Below are 14,724 nucleotides of genomic sequence, written 5' to 3'. Positions count from 1 at the left end.
TAATGGATACGACCATAAATTTATTGTCTTCGACGGTCATGGCCGCACTTGTAGCTGCCCTAGTCTCACTTCGCACCAATGAACGAAAGATAAATATTGAGAATGTCACTCAAGAGCGGGCCAAATGGCGAGGAGCAATACGTGCCCTTGCCGATGGACTCGTCAAGGCCACCCGTGAGGGAGACAACCAGGCAATTGAATATTTTTGCACGCAACTATCCTTGAATGTGAACCCCTTTGACAATGAAGACAAAGGTCTCATTCAGGCAGTCAAGCAGCTCACGACAACTGAAAATAAGGACTATCAGCTAAGTGAGGTCATTGACCGCATATCCCTACTCCTGAAACACGACTGGGAGCGCGCGAAACGTGAGTCACGCCCTTGGTTCTTCCGTGGTGAAACGCCTCGCCGAATCACCTACTCTGAATTTCTAGGAAACAATACTCAGGCTCAAACCAAAACATGTCCGCAGCGCAAGTGGATCTCATTGCTTGGTAACTTTGCCGGGTTAACACTCTCTGCCGGCATCATCTTCTTCCTCGCTGCAGGCCTCACTGAACCGTTTAAGAGTCTCGTTAGTATCTTCAACGATTCAAATATTACCAAACCATTTTCCGCATGGGTGCAATTCTTACTTTGGTCAGCCATATGTGGCTCTATTTGGTCTGGTGCCTATCTCTGGTTTAAGGGTAGCGAGAAGAAATTTTTGGAGACGTGGCTTGCCAAGTGACAGACAATCAATTGATTGCCTAGGCAGACCACTCAATGGTGCTGAATCGTGGTTTTAATTTTGCACACTTTGCCTACAGTTTGTGCAAAATTTCAACTTTAGGATCAGATCCTGTCAAGGATAATCACATCCAACACCACTAACCACTTGTTTTTAAAAGGGAGCCATTTCCAGACTTTGGTGGCATCGACAGCCAAAAATAAAACCTCGCTATGCGAGGTTTTATTTTTTCCAAATTCATATTGTCATATTTAATTCAGATTAAAAAATCAAAATGACTACAAGCGAAAATAAAGTCGAACACCTCCTGAGAAGCTCTTTGTTGACCACTCGCACAAGAGTGCGTAATTGCACGGACTTGAGCAGAGTATTGCATTCCGTGTGATCACCGTTTTGCATGCTTATGCTCACATATGACGGAACAGCCTACTCCATCAGAGCAACGGACTTCACCTGCCCCCACAACGTCAGCCCTATGGCCAAGTTCAGCGAAGCAGCAGCGTACTTGGCTAACCTGGCCAACCATATGCTGCTGCCAACTCTGCTGCCCGACTGGCTGTCCACTATCTTTTATCCACAGACGGTCATCCTTGGTGAAATTCATGCGGGCCAAGTGCCACTCCTTGTCCCCAACCCCTACGGTGGTCTCAAGGACGGCACCGACATCCTCGCCCAGTCGGATCGGTAGGTCGAGGCGAGTCAGGGTATTGGCCAGCGGTCCACTGGTGAGCACTCGGCCACCGTTATAACCATGTTGTTAGAGTTTAGAAATGGATGGGCATTTCCCTCGGTGTGGCGAACTCAGCAGGTTCTTCGCCCAGCGGGAATGCGACCATGTATAGGGTTCGCATTTCCGTTGGCTCCGCAGTCGTATCCCTGAATTTCACAGCGACCTTCCTGCTGGCATAGCACAATGACACGCCAAGTTCTTTCAACCTGTCGATATCGCTCTGTAACCCGTCATGAATGTCGAGCTTATCTCGCTCCTGGTACAGGTCGGCACAGTCGCGATATTCCCGAAAGTGGTCCGTCAGGTTCGCGAATGTTTCTTCCGCTTCACGGGTCATTTCGAAACCCTGAGTAATGAGATCCAGGGACGTCGTCTCTGCAAGTTGAGCAAGTAGCTTGCCGGAGGTGAGTAGCAGAGCTTTGAGTGTAATGTTCTCCCGGTCGAACTTCTCCTTCTCCGCTTTGATCTCATCCTCCGTAGGGAAGTGATACGGCTTGTTCAGGGCGTCAATGTCTTCGAAATCGAGAGCCCTCGCTAGGGAGCGACGTGTATCCAAGTCGGAAGGCTGCCCCTTCTCAACCCGCTGGATAGTACGGACGCTCAAGCCTGATATCTCAGACAACTGCTCCTGGGACCATTTGCGGATGTTACGCATGATCTTGACGAACGCCGCAAGCTCTTCGGGGTTCAGCACACGGGGTTGGTTGGATTGTGCGGAAGTCATCACAGGTCTCCTACTGAGTTGGTAATGAGGTCAGTGTGCTATCCAGCGAGCGGTGAGAACACGACAGTAGCCCGACAGCTAGACGACATCACATCCCATATCCAGCATACTATTATGTCAATGATCTATTTTGCAGCCAACGATGGGGCACCTATCCCGCCCGAAATCGCCCTGAATGGCTGCACTTCCGCGGCCAAGAACCACTGTTGCCCACGAAACTTAACGATTGCTTTGGAAGGGACGCTAGCTATCTATGGAAGAATCACTTCACCTTGATCCTCGCGGATTCGAAGTTGACCCCTTCGGTTACAGTGCGCTGGCGTGGCACAAATGGGGCCTTCTGCTCACCGCAAACGGTTTCCAGACAGATATATCCAAGTAGCCTACGGCCGAAGACCTCAAAAATCCTGTCCTATGGCTCAGCCATGCTCATTCACTCTCCGAAGCTGCGCTCTGCTTAATCCGAAACGTGCCGAAGTTCGATAGCTTCCCGGTTAATCTGCGAACAATCTGTCATAGTCAGTACCATGCCGTCGCACTGATGCTTGTAGGCTACAGTCTAGAGGTATGTCTAAAAGCTATGATTTTGCTTCGACTAGGTCCAGAAGAATTTACCAAGCAAGAGCAGAACCATTTTCACCATCGCCTGCAAGAGCTTGCTGATTTTATGCCAGATCTAAGCGCTAAAGAATTGGCGACACTAAAAGGATTAACGCATTTCGTTATATGGGCAGGACGCTATCCCGACCCCGGAACTAAGCGAACGAGAGATGCAATTGATATTTTTGATATCTCAGAAAAATATCAGATTAATGCAAAAGACCTCTTCGAGCTAGCAACGAAGGTAATGAAGCATGTTCAGGAAATAGTGAAATGAGAATCTATAGCCCACATCGAAAGCGCAAGAGTATTATTAGTTAGCGCGCTGCCACTGAGCAACCCTTGATAGCCGTCTGTGTCAAACACGCAGTGCTGTTCGGTATATCCAAATCAATCGATTTTTGATTCATAGTCGAAACCAATGAACAAACCCATACCAACAACAAGATTGATTAAGAAGCGGCTAACAAAAGCAGAAAAAGCGGAACGTGCTGAGTTTGCGGAGCGTGAGGCACACACTCGCGAATGGTTTAAGCGAATGTCCGACAGCGCAATTGCATTGCGCTCACGGGAGCGTGAGTTTCATGGTCTAGAACGTGAATTTAGGTACCACCAAGAGGATATGCTTCGAGACTTCAATAGATCGAAGGACATGCGTCATCCTCGTGATGTTGGGTTGGCCCGTGAACAGATACTGAGAAGGTTCCTAGTGGATACGGGCTTGCTCCCCAATCGTTACGCCGCAACGTCATCGAGCGTACGTGTTGCGTCTACGACCGGGCATATGAGCAACGAACTCGACCTCTTGTTTTATGACCCCAACGAGTCAATTTCGCTAATGCGGCGCGAGAGCGCTTATAGTGTCTTACCTGTCGAGAGCACCTACGGTGTAATCCAGGTAAAGTCCAAAGTTACCCGGAACGATATTCGAGAAGGTCTTCGCAACGTTGCGAGTTATAAGAAGCTGCGCCGTGCTTCTTCATCAGGGTATACAATTTATTCTGGAAAGCCTAAAAGCCAAGATGGCTTCGGTATTTTTTTTGCGTATGATACCGACCTAGACTGGTCAGATCTTGTTGATGAAGTAAAAGCATTTGCCGATGAAAATCCAAAACATATGTGGCCGAATGTGGTCTTCATTCTTTCCAAAGGATTTTTTCTATATGGCGATAAAACACGAGCAGGCTTTTTAAACAGTCAAATTTTGGACATCAAGGATGATGTCGTTGTTCATGGTCGGCCAGATCGCGAGGGGCATGGTCTCTATAATTTTTATTCCATCTTGATTGCTTTGCTGCGCAATACATTACTTCAAGAAATACCGGTCGACTCATATTTTAGCCTTCCTTTTACTGCTGGGGAATTTTCATATAAATTTTCTCTTGGCTTCTTTGCGGAATTGGGGGCCTGTAATCTACATGGAAACTATGCGCGCAAATTGACTGAAGCCAAGTTAATAAAAGTTATCGAATGGTGTAAATCGGCCACGCCGATAAACTGGGTGCAAGCAACTGATATTGCTCACGGTAAGCCTGGAGATAACTGGGAGGCATACGAACGCCAGAATACTGAGGTCAGGATATACAATCCTCGCAGCATACCCCTGCCAGACTTGATTTTGATGGATACTAAGATGATGCACGATGGAAAAGAGGTAACAACTAAGTCACTTGCTTTTGACTCCATCGATACAGCAGGGATGATCATCTGGATTCCATACCGTTACGAGATTGAAGAGGGAATTATTAACTCTTGCCCTAAATGCGAGAAGGCAATCGCCGAGCAAGCCTGATAGCGCTAAGCCCGAGAGCAGTCAATCAAGTTTTCGAGTTTTTGGTTATATGATACGTGGGCGCTAGTTGGGTGGCCGGTTCGATATCGTTCTTGTGAGCCATGACAATGAGGGCGGGGGAATAGCCACCAGCCTGAAGGTTTGATCAATCATTTTGTATACAATAACATTTTTCAATTAAAATCCATCAGTTTTGGTAAGTTTTATGCTTCACACTAAATTCGGTCATATAGTTTTGTATTGATCCCCCCAAAAGGGGTGAATCAGACACAAGAGGAGAATCTGATGGGGGGTGAGCAGTGCATGTGGGGCGTTTGCTTCGTCGCACTAGATGGCAATGGGCAGAAATTTTTTGGCTTCTCAGAATTTCTCGCGGGCCTCGCACTCATGGTGTTGGCTTGGACAATCGCCGACGTCCGCTACCGGTTCCGGGTCCGGACTGCCCCCATTCCACTGCAAGGTATCACGTTCGCGGTCGTCGCCACCGTCGGTATGCTCACGCTACTGACTGACCTTTGGCGCGCAGAGCAGTGGCTCGTGCCAAAGGGCAACCTCCTGTCCCCTGCGTCGTGGCAAGCGATCCTGGGCGGGCTGTTCCTGCTGACGTTCCTCACCTGGACGTGGTTCGCGTTCATCCGGCCGCCAACCTACGGTAGGCACAATGCCGAGCGCTTCGCACAGACCCTGTATCGATTCATCCTCAAGGGCTCGCCGGTGGAGCTCTCAGTCATCGCAGACGAACTCGCCTACTCGGCCCGAGCGCTTGTCCGATACGCCACGGATAGGGGCAGGCTGAAGAACTATCGGCTTGAGCGTGACGATGAGAAGAAGAAGGACCCGCCGAAGGTGGAGGGATACGCCAACGACCTGCTTCTGCTCATAGCCGACAAGAGGCTGTGCCGTTCAATTGTCGAGTCGTCACCGGGCACCGCGCTGGCCGTGTTCCAGGCAATGGCTGACATGAAGAAGTACGGCATCCAGGTGGAGACCTTCGCCAAGAACATTGTCAACGAGGCGCTGGCAAACAAAGACTCCTTCCTCTATCACGAGGCCGAAGGCTACGAATCAGGCCTTATCGGCTACCACAAGCCTCTCAGCCAGGCAATGTTCTCTAACTACGAGATGGTCGAGACGATCGGAACTCTCCTTGACCCCGACGTATATGGCAAGAGGGAATGGGACGCCACGCAGTGGGAGGCCTACTGCAGGGTAGTGTTGATGACCTTCAGCAGCTACGTCAAAGAAGGGTATGGAGGCCATTCGTTTGTGCTGTATCGCGCGAAGGGCCACATCGAAAACGCGGCTTCAGACCTCTACACATTGAACGAATTCCCCAGCGCTTGGGACACCGACTCGTCCCGACGTCTCCGCGTCGTCATCGAGTTCGTCAAAGGCGCAGTCAAGATTCTCGACGAAAAGGGGGTTCCCGATCATGTCCGCATTCGTGTGCGAGAGAAGCACGGCCATCCGCGAGAGACTTTCTACGATCACATAGCCAGCATGATCTTCGAGGTGATCTTCCACGCTTCAGCGGTCAGATCGCCGCAGTGGGGATGCTGGACGATTCAGCACAACTCGGTGTGGGGCGAACTGTTCAACTTTAATCACCTCGATGGCCCCGCCAGCAAGGTGGTGAAGTTCAAGGTGCGACGGCTCCTGTACGATGAGATTGCTGACATGAAGCGCTTTCCCAATTTCAAAGGCGCAAAGATTCTCGGCTTCTGCCTGAACGTGATGGGGCTCAATGTCAGGCAGGGTGACTACGACAAGGACAGCCGGGCGCTTCAAAGAGCCGTGCTGGCTTGGACGAGGAAAAACTTTGTATGGCTGCACGGGTACAACCCGCGCGTTGCCGAGGCATGCTTGGTGGACGGTATGACCTTCGACTTGGAGAACCGACGATTGGTGCGCACGTATCCAGCCGAAGGACTCAGGCGCGAACCAAGCTACATCTACTTCGAACTTGACCCGGCTCCGCTGGACTTTAAAGGTGAAGCATAAGTATCGTGAGTGCAAACCAAAGGAAGCGGTGTCAATTTACTTTCTTGATTACTGCCATGGCTAATCGAACGGCAGGCTACCCCGTCATTAAAGCCTTACCCAAGTCGCTAAACGAATGACGACAAATGACCGACCAACTGTCGGTACCCCGCTTGACCTACCTAGCAGAGTGGCAAAAGCGGGTGACAACCATTATGTTGAATCCTTCCTATACTCCAGGCGCTGGCGGTCGTACCTGCTCAGAGCGCTGGGCCCACTGGCCAACATAGAGCAGACATACTTAGGCGATGAAGTGGGCTTCAGCAATCGACCCAAAGGAGTCGGCCGAGCTATTTGCGGTTCAATGGCAGGTTTCTGAGTCGAGCAGTCGCGTGGCGCATCTGTCCACCGGCAGTGGATCGGCCTCAGCCGACATTGACCTGAGTCTCGCTTACGGGCCTGTAAAGGGCGGTTACCGGCCACACAAACGACATTCGGGGCGATAGCCGCTCTGGCCCTCAGCGCCTTCACCTACGCCGCCGAGACCGCGGCGAGCGAGGTGCTCGGTGATGCGGGGTAGGCAACGTCCAGAACTGGAATCGATGCCAGCAGCACCAAGGGCTATGGCGGCGGTTGGGTCACGCTGGAACAATTCCAGCGCCAGGCGGGCGCCGTAAGACCAAATGGGGATCGGTCAGAGCGTAGACCAGTAGAGGATATTGTCCCCCTCGACACCCTTCCAGGCCATGTGCGTGAAGGCGCCAAATGTGCAGACGCCGGGCCCCTGGCTTGTGCCGACATCCTTGACCTGAATCTGCCCGCTGAACTCATTGCCGTCGAATAAGCTGAAATAGATGCCCTGATCGCCCTCAACGCCTTTCCAGGCCAGCAGGATGCGGTTGCCGCGAAGAGTCGCAGAAGGGCCGTGGGTCGTGCCAGGATATTGCCAGGCGGCTCCTTCCGCCTTCGAGGTCACGAAGGCCACCTTGCGCTGCGGCTGCCAGATTGGTTTCGGTCCGGCGTCAAGCGAGGAGTAATAAAGATTGGAATCGCCCTCGACGCCTTTCCAGAACATGTAGAGCACACCATTGAGCGTCGCAAGCGCCGGCGACGCGGAGGTGCCGACACCATACATATTTGTCTGTGGCGACCAGTCATTTCCATCGAAGGTTGAGAAATAAATACCCTGATCGCCATCAATGCCCTTCCAGGCGAGATAGATTCCGCCCGGATAGACGCCCAGCGCCGGGCGATCGCTGGAGGCCGAGATACCAACCTTCGCCTGGGGGGACCAAGAACCGAAACGCGTCGTTGACCAGTAGAGTCCCTGATCACCCTTCACGCCGCGCCAAGCCATGAGCAGCGCTGTCGATGTCGTCCCGTCGCCCGTCAGGATTGCAGTAAGCGCCGGGCTTTCCGTCGAACCGATACCGTGGATCTTCTCTTGCGGGGTCCAGACATTGTTGACGAGGCTCGACTCATAGATTCCCTGATCGTCACGCGAGCCTTTCCATACCATGTGAAGCAAATAGGAGGCCGAGAACAGGCCGACGCTGCCCGTATAGGCCAGCGACGGACGGTCGCTCGTGGCACGGTCCGGCAGCGGGACCTGGGGCGCCCAACCATGAAGCATGCGCAGCGCATCCTGGCTTTCGGGGTCGATCGCGGCGAATGTCATGTCAATCGGGTACATGACGGAATTGCGGTCGTTCGAATGTGTGAGCCCCAGCGCATGCCCGAGTTCATGCAGTCCGACCGAACGCAGTAAGGGCTCGGTCCAGGTCTCCGAATTGTCGAAAAAGATGCGCCCTTGCTCTGGCGGCGCGCCGGTCGCCACAACCCCCGACTTTGCGCCGAACCTGCTGTCGGTTTCCGCACCAGCGAAGGCTAGAAGAATGTCACCGCCGCTCGGAACGCGGCTGAAGGAAAAAAAGGGCGTCACTGCCTGCCATTGGGCGAAGACATTGTCGATGATGGTCGTGACCTGCGCCGCCGCCAGATTGCAGCCGCGCGGATCGATGGAGTAGGTCAGCACGCCGCGCGACCATCGACCACTCGGCGTGCCGAAAGTCTGGATTGAGAGCGGGCTCTGCTTGCCCTTCGGATTGCCGCAGCGTGGCTTGGTCAGAAACTCGATGGCGGCTTGCAATTGGGGCGATTGGGCCTGCCCGATCATTGTCCATTCGCTAATCGCCTTGAAGCTACTGTCTCCTGTGATCTTGAACAGGTCGGCGGCAATTGCCTTGATCGCCGGAGAAAGCGGCTCATCTGGCGTGGCTCCCTGGCTGACATTTACGTCGAGCAACCCGGTGCGATGAAGATGATGCACGAACTCCGTAACAAGTACATTGTGTGGCATACGAAGCTCCCTACTGATCGAGCGAGACCAAATCTACTTTCATCATAGGTGCCCGCAGGAAGGACTCAAGCAGGACGTAGAATCCATTCTTGCCCGCGGGATGTCCCAACTTTCTTCGGGTTCGATTTTGGGCAAGTCGGTTCGGCCCCGCGGATGGCAGCTGCCTGTCGTGGAACTGCCGTTCATGTGACTGCTTCGGCGAAAGTATGAATGGCGGCTCCTGGCCGGAGTTTGACACAGCAAGTCATCTACCGTGCTGGCAGCATATCAACCGGAAACGGTCACCACCAGCGTAGCATCCACGAAATGGTAAGAGTGCGCCGGAACACGTGGTCAGCTGCGCGGGAATCCGCACAATACCAAGCGCCCCCAAAGTCGCATCCTAACTCTAAGTAATGCTGACGAGAGGAATCTGGAAGTATTGCTTGAATCGCAGCTCATATGGGCCGGTCAGCACTTGCAAGGCATAGAATGTCGGCATTCTCCGGTCGCGCTGAGGAGCATGCTTTTCCCGTACTCGATTAGCAACGACGGCTAGGAGATACGTCGCAAAAACATAGTCATAGCTGGACAGATCCATACGTCGTCCCTCGAACTCGGCCAAGCTGAACACTCGTTCCACATAGAGCCGAAACATCCTTTCCGCGACTCCTTGCAGGTCAAGGTGCGTTCCGATCAGCAGCAGTACTCGGAAGATGCTGTCGGCGTAGAGCCAGACCCATTCCGGTTTACCCTCCTCATGACGTAGACGCAAGAGAAGCGCCAGCGCAGCCAGGCTATCTAGGCTGGCCCGGCGCTCAAGTGCGCCTAACGTATGTTGGCTCGCACCACCGACGATCGCGTTATACGGCCCCAGCACAATTGCTTGTATTTCATGATCGAGCTGGCGTACCCACGTCAGCGCGTGTTTGCTGATGGGGCCAGTTGATCGCAACACGGTCCAAATCGGGTGATACAGCACCCAACTTGATCTTGGTACCACCCTCTCTGCCTGTAATGCCAGCTCCCTACTTGGAACATGCACCCCCCTTGAGTAGCCCAGAAATTTGTTGTTCTTGATAGGGTTCCCGTTTACATCGGGCGACACCGTACGCGGAGCGATAACGCGCTGTACCTCGCGTGGTGCATCCGTCTCTAGACGGTTGGCCAAGCACTGAAACCACCAAATTGTGCGGATCGCATCAACGTCAGCATCCCGGCGACCTGCTCGTTTCTTTATTTTCTCTGCCATGAAAGTATTAAAAGCAATCAATATGTTCAATTAAATTCAATTAGTTACCTTACAGCACCACAAGAAAAAAGAGCAACTTTAAGCGCAAAGGTATAGGTATCTTGCCAAGTGAACAGTTGATAGCATCCAACCATTACCCAGCGTGACAGCACGTAACTGAGAAATGACCAAATCCAAATGTAATGAGCAGCTAGCGGTGTTGCTTGAGCAAGATCTGTTGAGCAAGCATGGCCCGATGATGACAGGAGAGGATCTGAGAGCCGCGCTGGGCTATCCGTCCCAAGAAGCGTTTCGGCAGGCAGTCGCACGCAAGACGATACCCATTCCGATCTTCGGTATTGAGAAACGACGCGGGAAGTTTGCGCTGACCAAGGATGTGGCGGCGTGGCTTGCTGCACAGCACGCACGTGCTATTGAACCATCGTCCCCGACACAGAAAGGAGAGGACCCATGCCGATGAAGTAAGCAGGACACTCAATTCATCGCAGGTCGTTAGAAAGACAAAAGCCTGGGGTTGCCGCCCCAAGCTTCTGCTGAATCTCGTCAAGAAATGCCCCCTGACGGGATCATTGTCGATCTGACGCGCGATGGCGTCAAGCCATCCCCCTGCATTTCTCTCAATGCAATTTGCCCATCGCGACGAGCGAGGGGGTCGCTCGTCCATGGTGTCTGGATAGACAATGAAGTTACCGATAGAAACGCTACGCCAAGTGCTCCGCTTGGCGTGTGATATGAATTACTCCAACCGGGCGGTTGGACGACTGTCTGGCGTTGCGCCCAATACGGTGAGAGCTGTTCGTGACTTGTTACGCCTGGGGCAGTACGGCTGGGATGATCTGAAAGATCTGGACAACGACGGGTTGCGCCAAGCGCTGCTCGGCCCGGCACAACAGCCACCATCACGAAAACCACAGCCAGATTGGCTGTTGGTTCATGCCGAACTGCAAAAGCGTGACGTTACGCTGGAACTGCTCTGGGATGAGTATCGAGCGGTTACACCCGACGGTATCTCCTACGCCCAATTCACGCGTGCATACCGGAAATGGCGCAAAGGCTGCAAGCTTAGTCTGCGCTACGTGTATCACCCCGGTGAGATGTTGTTCGTGGATTTTTGCGGCAAGACCATGCCAATACGGGATCGTGACACGGGAGAAATTCGGAGGGTTCAGATCTTTGTCGGAACACTGGGCGCATCCGGCTATCTGTTTGCCACTGCGGTCGAAACACAAACCATCGAAGATTGGTTAAAGGCACATGTTCGTATGCTGGAGCATATCGGCGGTGTGCCACGTTTCATCGTGCCAGACAACCTGAAGTCAGCGGTCACAAAGCATACGCGCTCTGTCATTGTGCTCAATCCGGCATATCAGGAGCTGGCTGAACACTATGGTTTCGTGATCCTGCCTGCACGGCCACGACAACCCAAGGATAAAGCGCTGGCCGAGGTCGGCGTTCAGATCGTTCAGCGATGGGTATTGGCTCGCTTGCGTCACCAAGTGTTTTTCAGCCTGGAAGAACTGAACCATGCGCTGAATTACTGGATGTGCCAGCTGAACCACAAAACCACCAAGACGTACCCACAAAGCCGTATGTCACGCCTGGCCGAGCTCGACACACCGGCATTGGCACCACTGCGCGATGATCGCTACCCCTACAGCCAATGGCGATACCGGGTGCGTGTCGATGAGCGGCACCACGTGCGGTTTGTTGATCATTACTACTCTGTACCATACACCCTTGCCCACCAATTGGTTGACCTGCGTGCCAGCAATGAGCGGCTGGACATTTACAGCCAACGCCGACGAGTAGCCAGCCATGAGATCAAGCTTGGTGCCGGCATCAGTACCGATCCCTCTCACCTGGCTCCACACCACCGTCATCATGTTGGCGACTCTCCTGATGCATTGCGTGCTTGGGCCAAAGACATCGGCCCAGCGACACTGCAGCTGGTACAGCGCAACCTGGAGGAGCGCCGTGACTTTGCCAATGGCCTCAAAGGGATACGGGCATTGCGGCGTGACGTGCGCCGTGAGGGGTGGCAGGAGCGCCTTGAACAGGCGTGTAGCTATGCGCTTGCCCGCAACATCCTGACCTATGACCGACTGCGCTCAATTCTGCGACACGAACCCTACCGGCGAGACAAAGCATCATCAGCCACCACGCCGCACCACGAAAATCTACGCGGCGCATCCTATTTCGCTGTTCCACCAGAAGGGGGGAAAGCATGCTGAGCCTGACAACTACAACCCAAAAACTAATCGAACTTGGCTTGCATGGCATGGCTACTGCGCTAGTAAAGCAGCAAGGTGAGCCAGGAAGCACCACCATGCCATTTGAGCAGCGACTGGGCCTCCTATTGGATGAAGAGCTGTCCAGCCGGGACAACCGCCGTATCAGCCGACTACTGAAGCAAGCGAAGCTGCGCTACAACCAAGCCGTGCTTGAAGATGTGGATTACCGCAGCAGTCGTGGCTTGGACCGTTTGCAGATTCAGACCCTGGCCGGTGGCGAGTGGATGCGTCAAAAGCAGAACCTGATTTTGACCGGTCCGACCGGAACAGGAAAAAGCTGGCTGGCGTGCGCGTTTGGTCAGCAAGCCTGCCGGCAAAGCATTGCGACCTACTACACCACGGCCACACGCTTATTCGAGGATTTGAGTGTCAGCCAAGCTGATGGCACGCTCCCAAGAAAACGGCGGCAGCTTTCCCGGATGCCACTACTGATTATTGATGACCTGGGAATTGGGGGTATCGATCTTCAACTCGGCCCGATCCTGCTGGACATCCTGGACCAGCAATCGATGGAGGGGGCACTGATCATCACTAGCCAATATCCACCTGAGAAATGGTACGACCTGTTTGGCGATCCTACTGTGGCGGATGCCATTCTTGACAGGGTCGTACATCGCGCCCACGCGATTAGCCTGAAGGGCGAGTCGATGCGTAAGCTGAAGTCAAAAAAGATCAGTTAGTAACCATAGCTACTTGCGCACTCCAAAACGGGTGCGCAAGTGCTGTGCAAGTTGGTGCGCAAGTGCTGTGCAACTGTCCGATCATGTTCTATGCAACTTGGTGATCAGAGGAGAGAGTTTTCGCACAAGAGTATCGAATATCAGAGCAAATGGTTCATTGGTTGAAAATGCAGAAAGTGACAGAGGACGCGTGCTGTATTCTGCCGCCTTCCGGAGGCTACAGCAGAAAGCGCAGGTCTTCTCCTTGGAGTCAAATGCTTCTGTGCGAAGCAGACTTACTCATTCCCTTGAGGTATCACAAGTAGGGCGATACATAAGCGATAAAATCGTCGAGCTGGCCGAAATCAAAAATCCTGAAATCTCCAGATCGCTAGCAATATTTGTTGAGACCGCCTGCCTGGATCATGACATTGGCAATCCACCATTTGGGCACTTTGGAGAAGCAGCAATTCAACAATGGTTTGATAAAAATGGCAGCGACCTACTAAAACTTGCCCTTCCAAAAAACCCGAAAAACTCAAAGCTTCTCAATGACTTCATAGAATTTGATGGCAACCCGCAAGGGCTCCGAATTCTATCCAAACTACAATGGAACAATGATCAACACAGCCTCAACCTGACAACAACTTCATTGCTGTCATGTCTGAAATATCTACGCTGCGCCGGAGAAAAAAAGAAAAACAGTCCTTTATATAAAAAAGCCGGCTTTTTTAGCACAGAATCTGCATTAATTAAACACTGCTGGGGTGAACACGGCATAAGCAATGAAAACCCACACCGATTCCCTCTTGCGTCAATAATGGAAGCCGCAGATGACATCTCTTATTGCATTAGCGATCTTGAGGACAGCGTTGAAAAAGGCATTGTCTCTTTAAGTCACGCAGCAAACTGGATATCGCAAAAATGGGAAGCCAAGCGCGGGGCCGTCACAACTGATTATGCATGCTCCGAAGTAAATGCAGCAATATACAAAATTCAAAATGAATGGGGAGGTTTTCTAGAAGCCTCTGATTGCTCTTATACCTTCACTGATTTCAGGACAAGCACCACAAGATTCTTGGTATACTATGCCGCCAAAAATTTTGTAGCTCTAGCCAATGCAGGAAACGAGATAGCAACACTATTACCGGAAAACTCGGCTGCTACAATTTTCCTTGAAATACTAAAAGACTATTGCAGAGAGAATGTCTATTGCAATGAAAAGGTTCAATTGATTGAATACGCTGGCTATACAGCAATAGCCGGCCTTCTTGAAATATTCAAACCACTACTAAGTAATCACGCATAACTAAATTTGAGTTCTGTGCCAACCCTATCCAGCAAGTCGGTCACCTTGCTTTTCAATTCGGTGGCACCCCATGTCTTACATCGTCGCCAGTGGTATTTGGCTTGTTTCCAGAGCTGCTCGATCAGGTTCAGCTCTGGGCTATAAGCTGGCAGAAAGCAGAGATGAAACCCATGATCCAGCAACCAGACATCACGTTTATCTTCTCTGATGGCGGCGTGCATCCGCGCGTTATCCAGGATCAGCAAGGTCGGCCGCTCACGACTGGATCGCTCAGCCAAACTCTGCAAAAAGACCTCAACCTCTTGCTTGCGCACGGTC

General features: G+C 52.4%; 13 protein-coding genes. 9 read left to right on the top strand and 4 right to left on the bottom strand.

The features are described from left to right. The first annotated feature begins 2 nt into the window (after positions 1-2). Together B9N72_RS09760 and B9N72_RS09755 are read left to right on the top strand one after the other, a co-directional pair. Positions 3-731, top strand: a complete 729-nt coding sequence (locus B9N72_RS09760) for a hypothetical protein (protein ID WP_085276212.1) — start codon at positions 3-5, stop codon at positions 729-731. A 475-nt stretch (positions 732-1,206) separates the two neighbouring features. Then, positions 1,207-1,419, top strand: a complete 213-nt coding sequence (locus B9N72_RS09755; RefSeq protein WP_143477790.1) for a hypothetical protein — start codon at positions 1,207-1,209, stop codon at positions 1,417-1,419. A gap of 76 nt (positions 1,420-1,495) precedes the next feature. Here B9N72_RS09755 and B9N72_RS09750 read toward each other — a convergent pair whose 3' ends face one another. Further along, on the bottom strand, positions 1,496-2,185 hold the full coding sequence (locus B9N72_RS09750; protein ID WP_085276210.1) for a helix-turn-helix domain-containing protein: 690 nt from the start codon (positions 2,183-2,185) through the stop codon (positions 1,496-1,498). 469 nt (positions 2,186-2,654) lie between these two features. Here B9N72_RS09750 and B9N72_RS09745 point away from each other — a divergent pair, with 469 nt between their 5' ends. The 3 genes from B9N72_RS09745 (at position 2,655) to B9N72_RS09735 (ending at position 6,578) form a co-directional block, all read left to right on the top strand. Further along, a complete protein-coding gene (locus B9N72_RS09745) occupies positions 2,655-3,062 on the top strand; it encodes a hypothetical protein (protein ID WP_200810931.1) in 408 nt (135 codons plus the stop codon). 144 nt (positions 3,063-3,206) lie between these two features. Further along, positions 3,207-4,577: a DUF6602 domain-containing protein gene (locus B9N72_RS09740; protein ID WP_085276209.1), complete on the top strand. Its 1,371-nt coding sequence runs from the start codon at positions 3,207-3,209 to the stop codon at positions 4,575-4,577. A 285-nt stretch (positions 4,578-4,862) separates the two neighbouring features. After that, complete coding sequence (locus tag B9N72_RS09735) at positions 4,863-6,578, top strand: hypothetical protein (protein WP_085276208.1); 1,716 nt, start codon at positions 4,863-4,865, stop codon at positions 6,576-6,578. A 673-nt stretch (positions 6,579-7,251) separates the two neighbouring features. On the opposite strand, the gene B9N72_RS09730 is transcribed toward B9N72_RS09735, so the two are convergent. Continuing rightward, entirely contained in the window at positions 7,252-8,916 is a 1,665-nt protein-coding gene (locus B9N72_RS09730; protein WP_143477789.1) for a matrixin family metalloprotease, read from the bottom strand. 388 nt (positions 8,917-9,304) lie between these two features. Then, entirely contained in the window at positions 9,305-10,177 is an 873-nt protein-coding gene (locus B9N72_RS20735) for a hypothetical protein (RefSeq protein ID WP_143477788.1), read from the bottom strand. A gap of 133 nt (positions 10,178-10,310) precedes the next feature. On the opposite strand from B9N72_RS20735, the gene B9N72_RS09720 reads away from it, so the two are divergent. The 4 genes from B9N72_RS09720 to dgt all read left to right on the top strand — a co-directional run bounded on the left by B9N72_RS09720 (position 10,311) and on the right by dgt (position 14,406). Then, positions 10,311-10,607: a hypothetical protein gene (locus B9N72_RS09720; RefSeq protein WP_085276206.1), complete on the top strand. Its 297-nt coding sequence runs from the start codon at positions 10,311-10,313 to the stop codon at positions 10,605-10,607. Between the two features lie 220 nt (positions 10,608-10,827). Beyond that, on the top strand, positions 10,828-12,378 hold the full coding sequence (gene istA, locus B9N72_RS09715; protein ID WP_085276205.1) for an IS21 family transposase: 1,551 nt from the start codon (positions 10,828-10,830) through the stop codon (positions 12,376-12,378). Further along, entirely contained in the window at positions 12,372-13,118 is a 747-nt protein-coding gene (istB, locus tag B9N72_RS09710; protein ID WP_085276204.1) for an IS21-like element helper ATPase IstB, read from the top strand. The genes istA and istB overlap by 7 nt, the downstream gene beginning before the upstream one ends. A 67-nt stretch (positions 13,119-13,185) precedes the next feature. Beyond that, positions 13,186-14,406: a dGTP triphosphohydrolase gene (gene dgt / locus B9N72_RS09705; protein ID WP_159453034.1), complete on the top strand. Its 1,221-nt coding sequence runs from the start codon at positions 13,186-13,188 to the stop codon at positions 14,404-14,406. Here dgt and B9N72_RS09700 read toward each other — a convergent pair. Then, the coding region (locus B9N72_RS09700; RefSeq protein ID WP_085276202.1) for a transposase at positions 14,397-14,724 on the bottom strand (328 nt) is incomplete at its 5' end. The genes dgt and B9N72_RS09700 overlap by 10 nt on opposite strands.

It is taken from the genome of Pseudogulbenkiania subflava DSM 22618, from assembly GCF_900177275.1.
In the GTDB taxonomy this organism is placed as follows: Bacteria; Pseudomonadota; Gammaproteobacteria; order Burkholderiales; family Chromobacteriaceae; genus Pseudogulbenkiania; species Pseudogulbenkiania subflava.
Note: the sequence above shows the minus strand (reverse complement) of the source record. Positions and strands in the feature narration are given on the sequence as shown.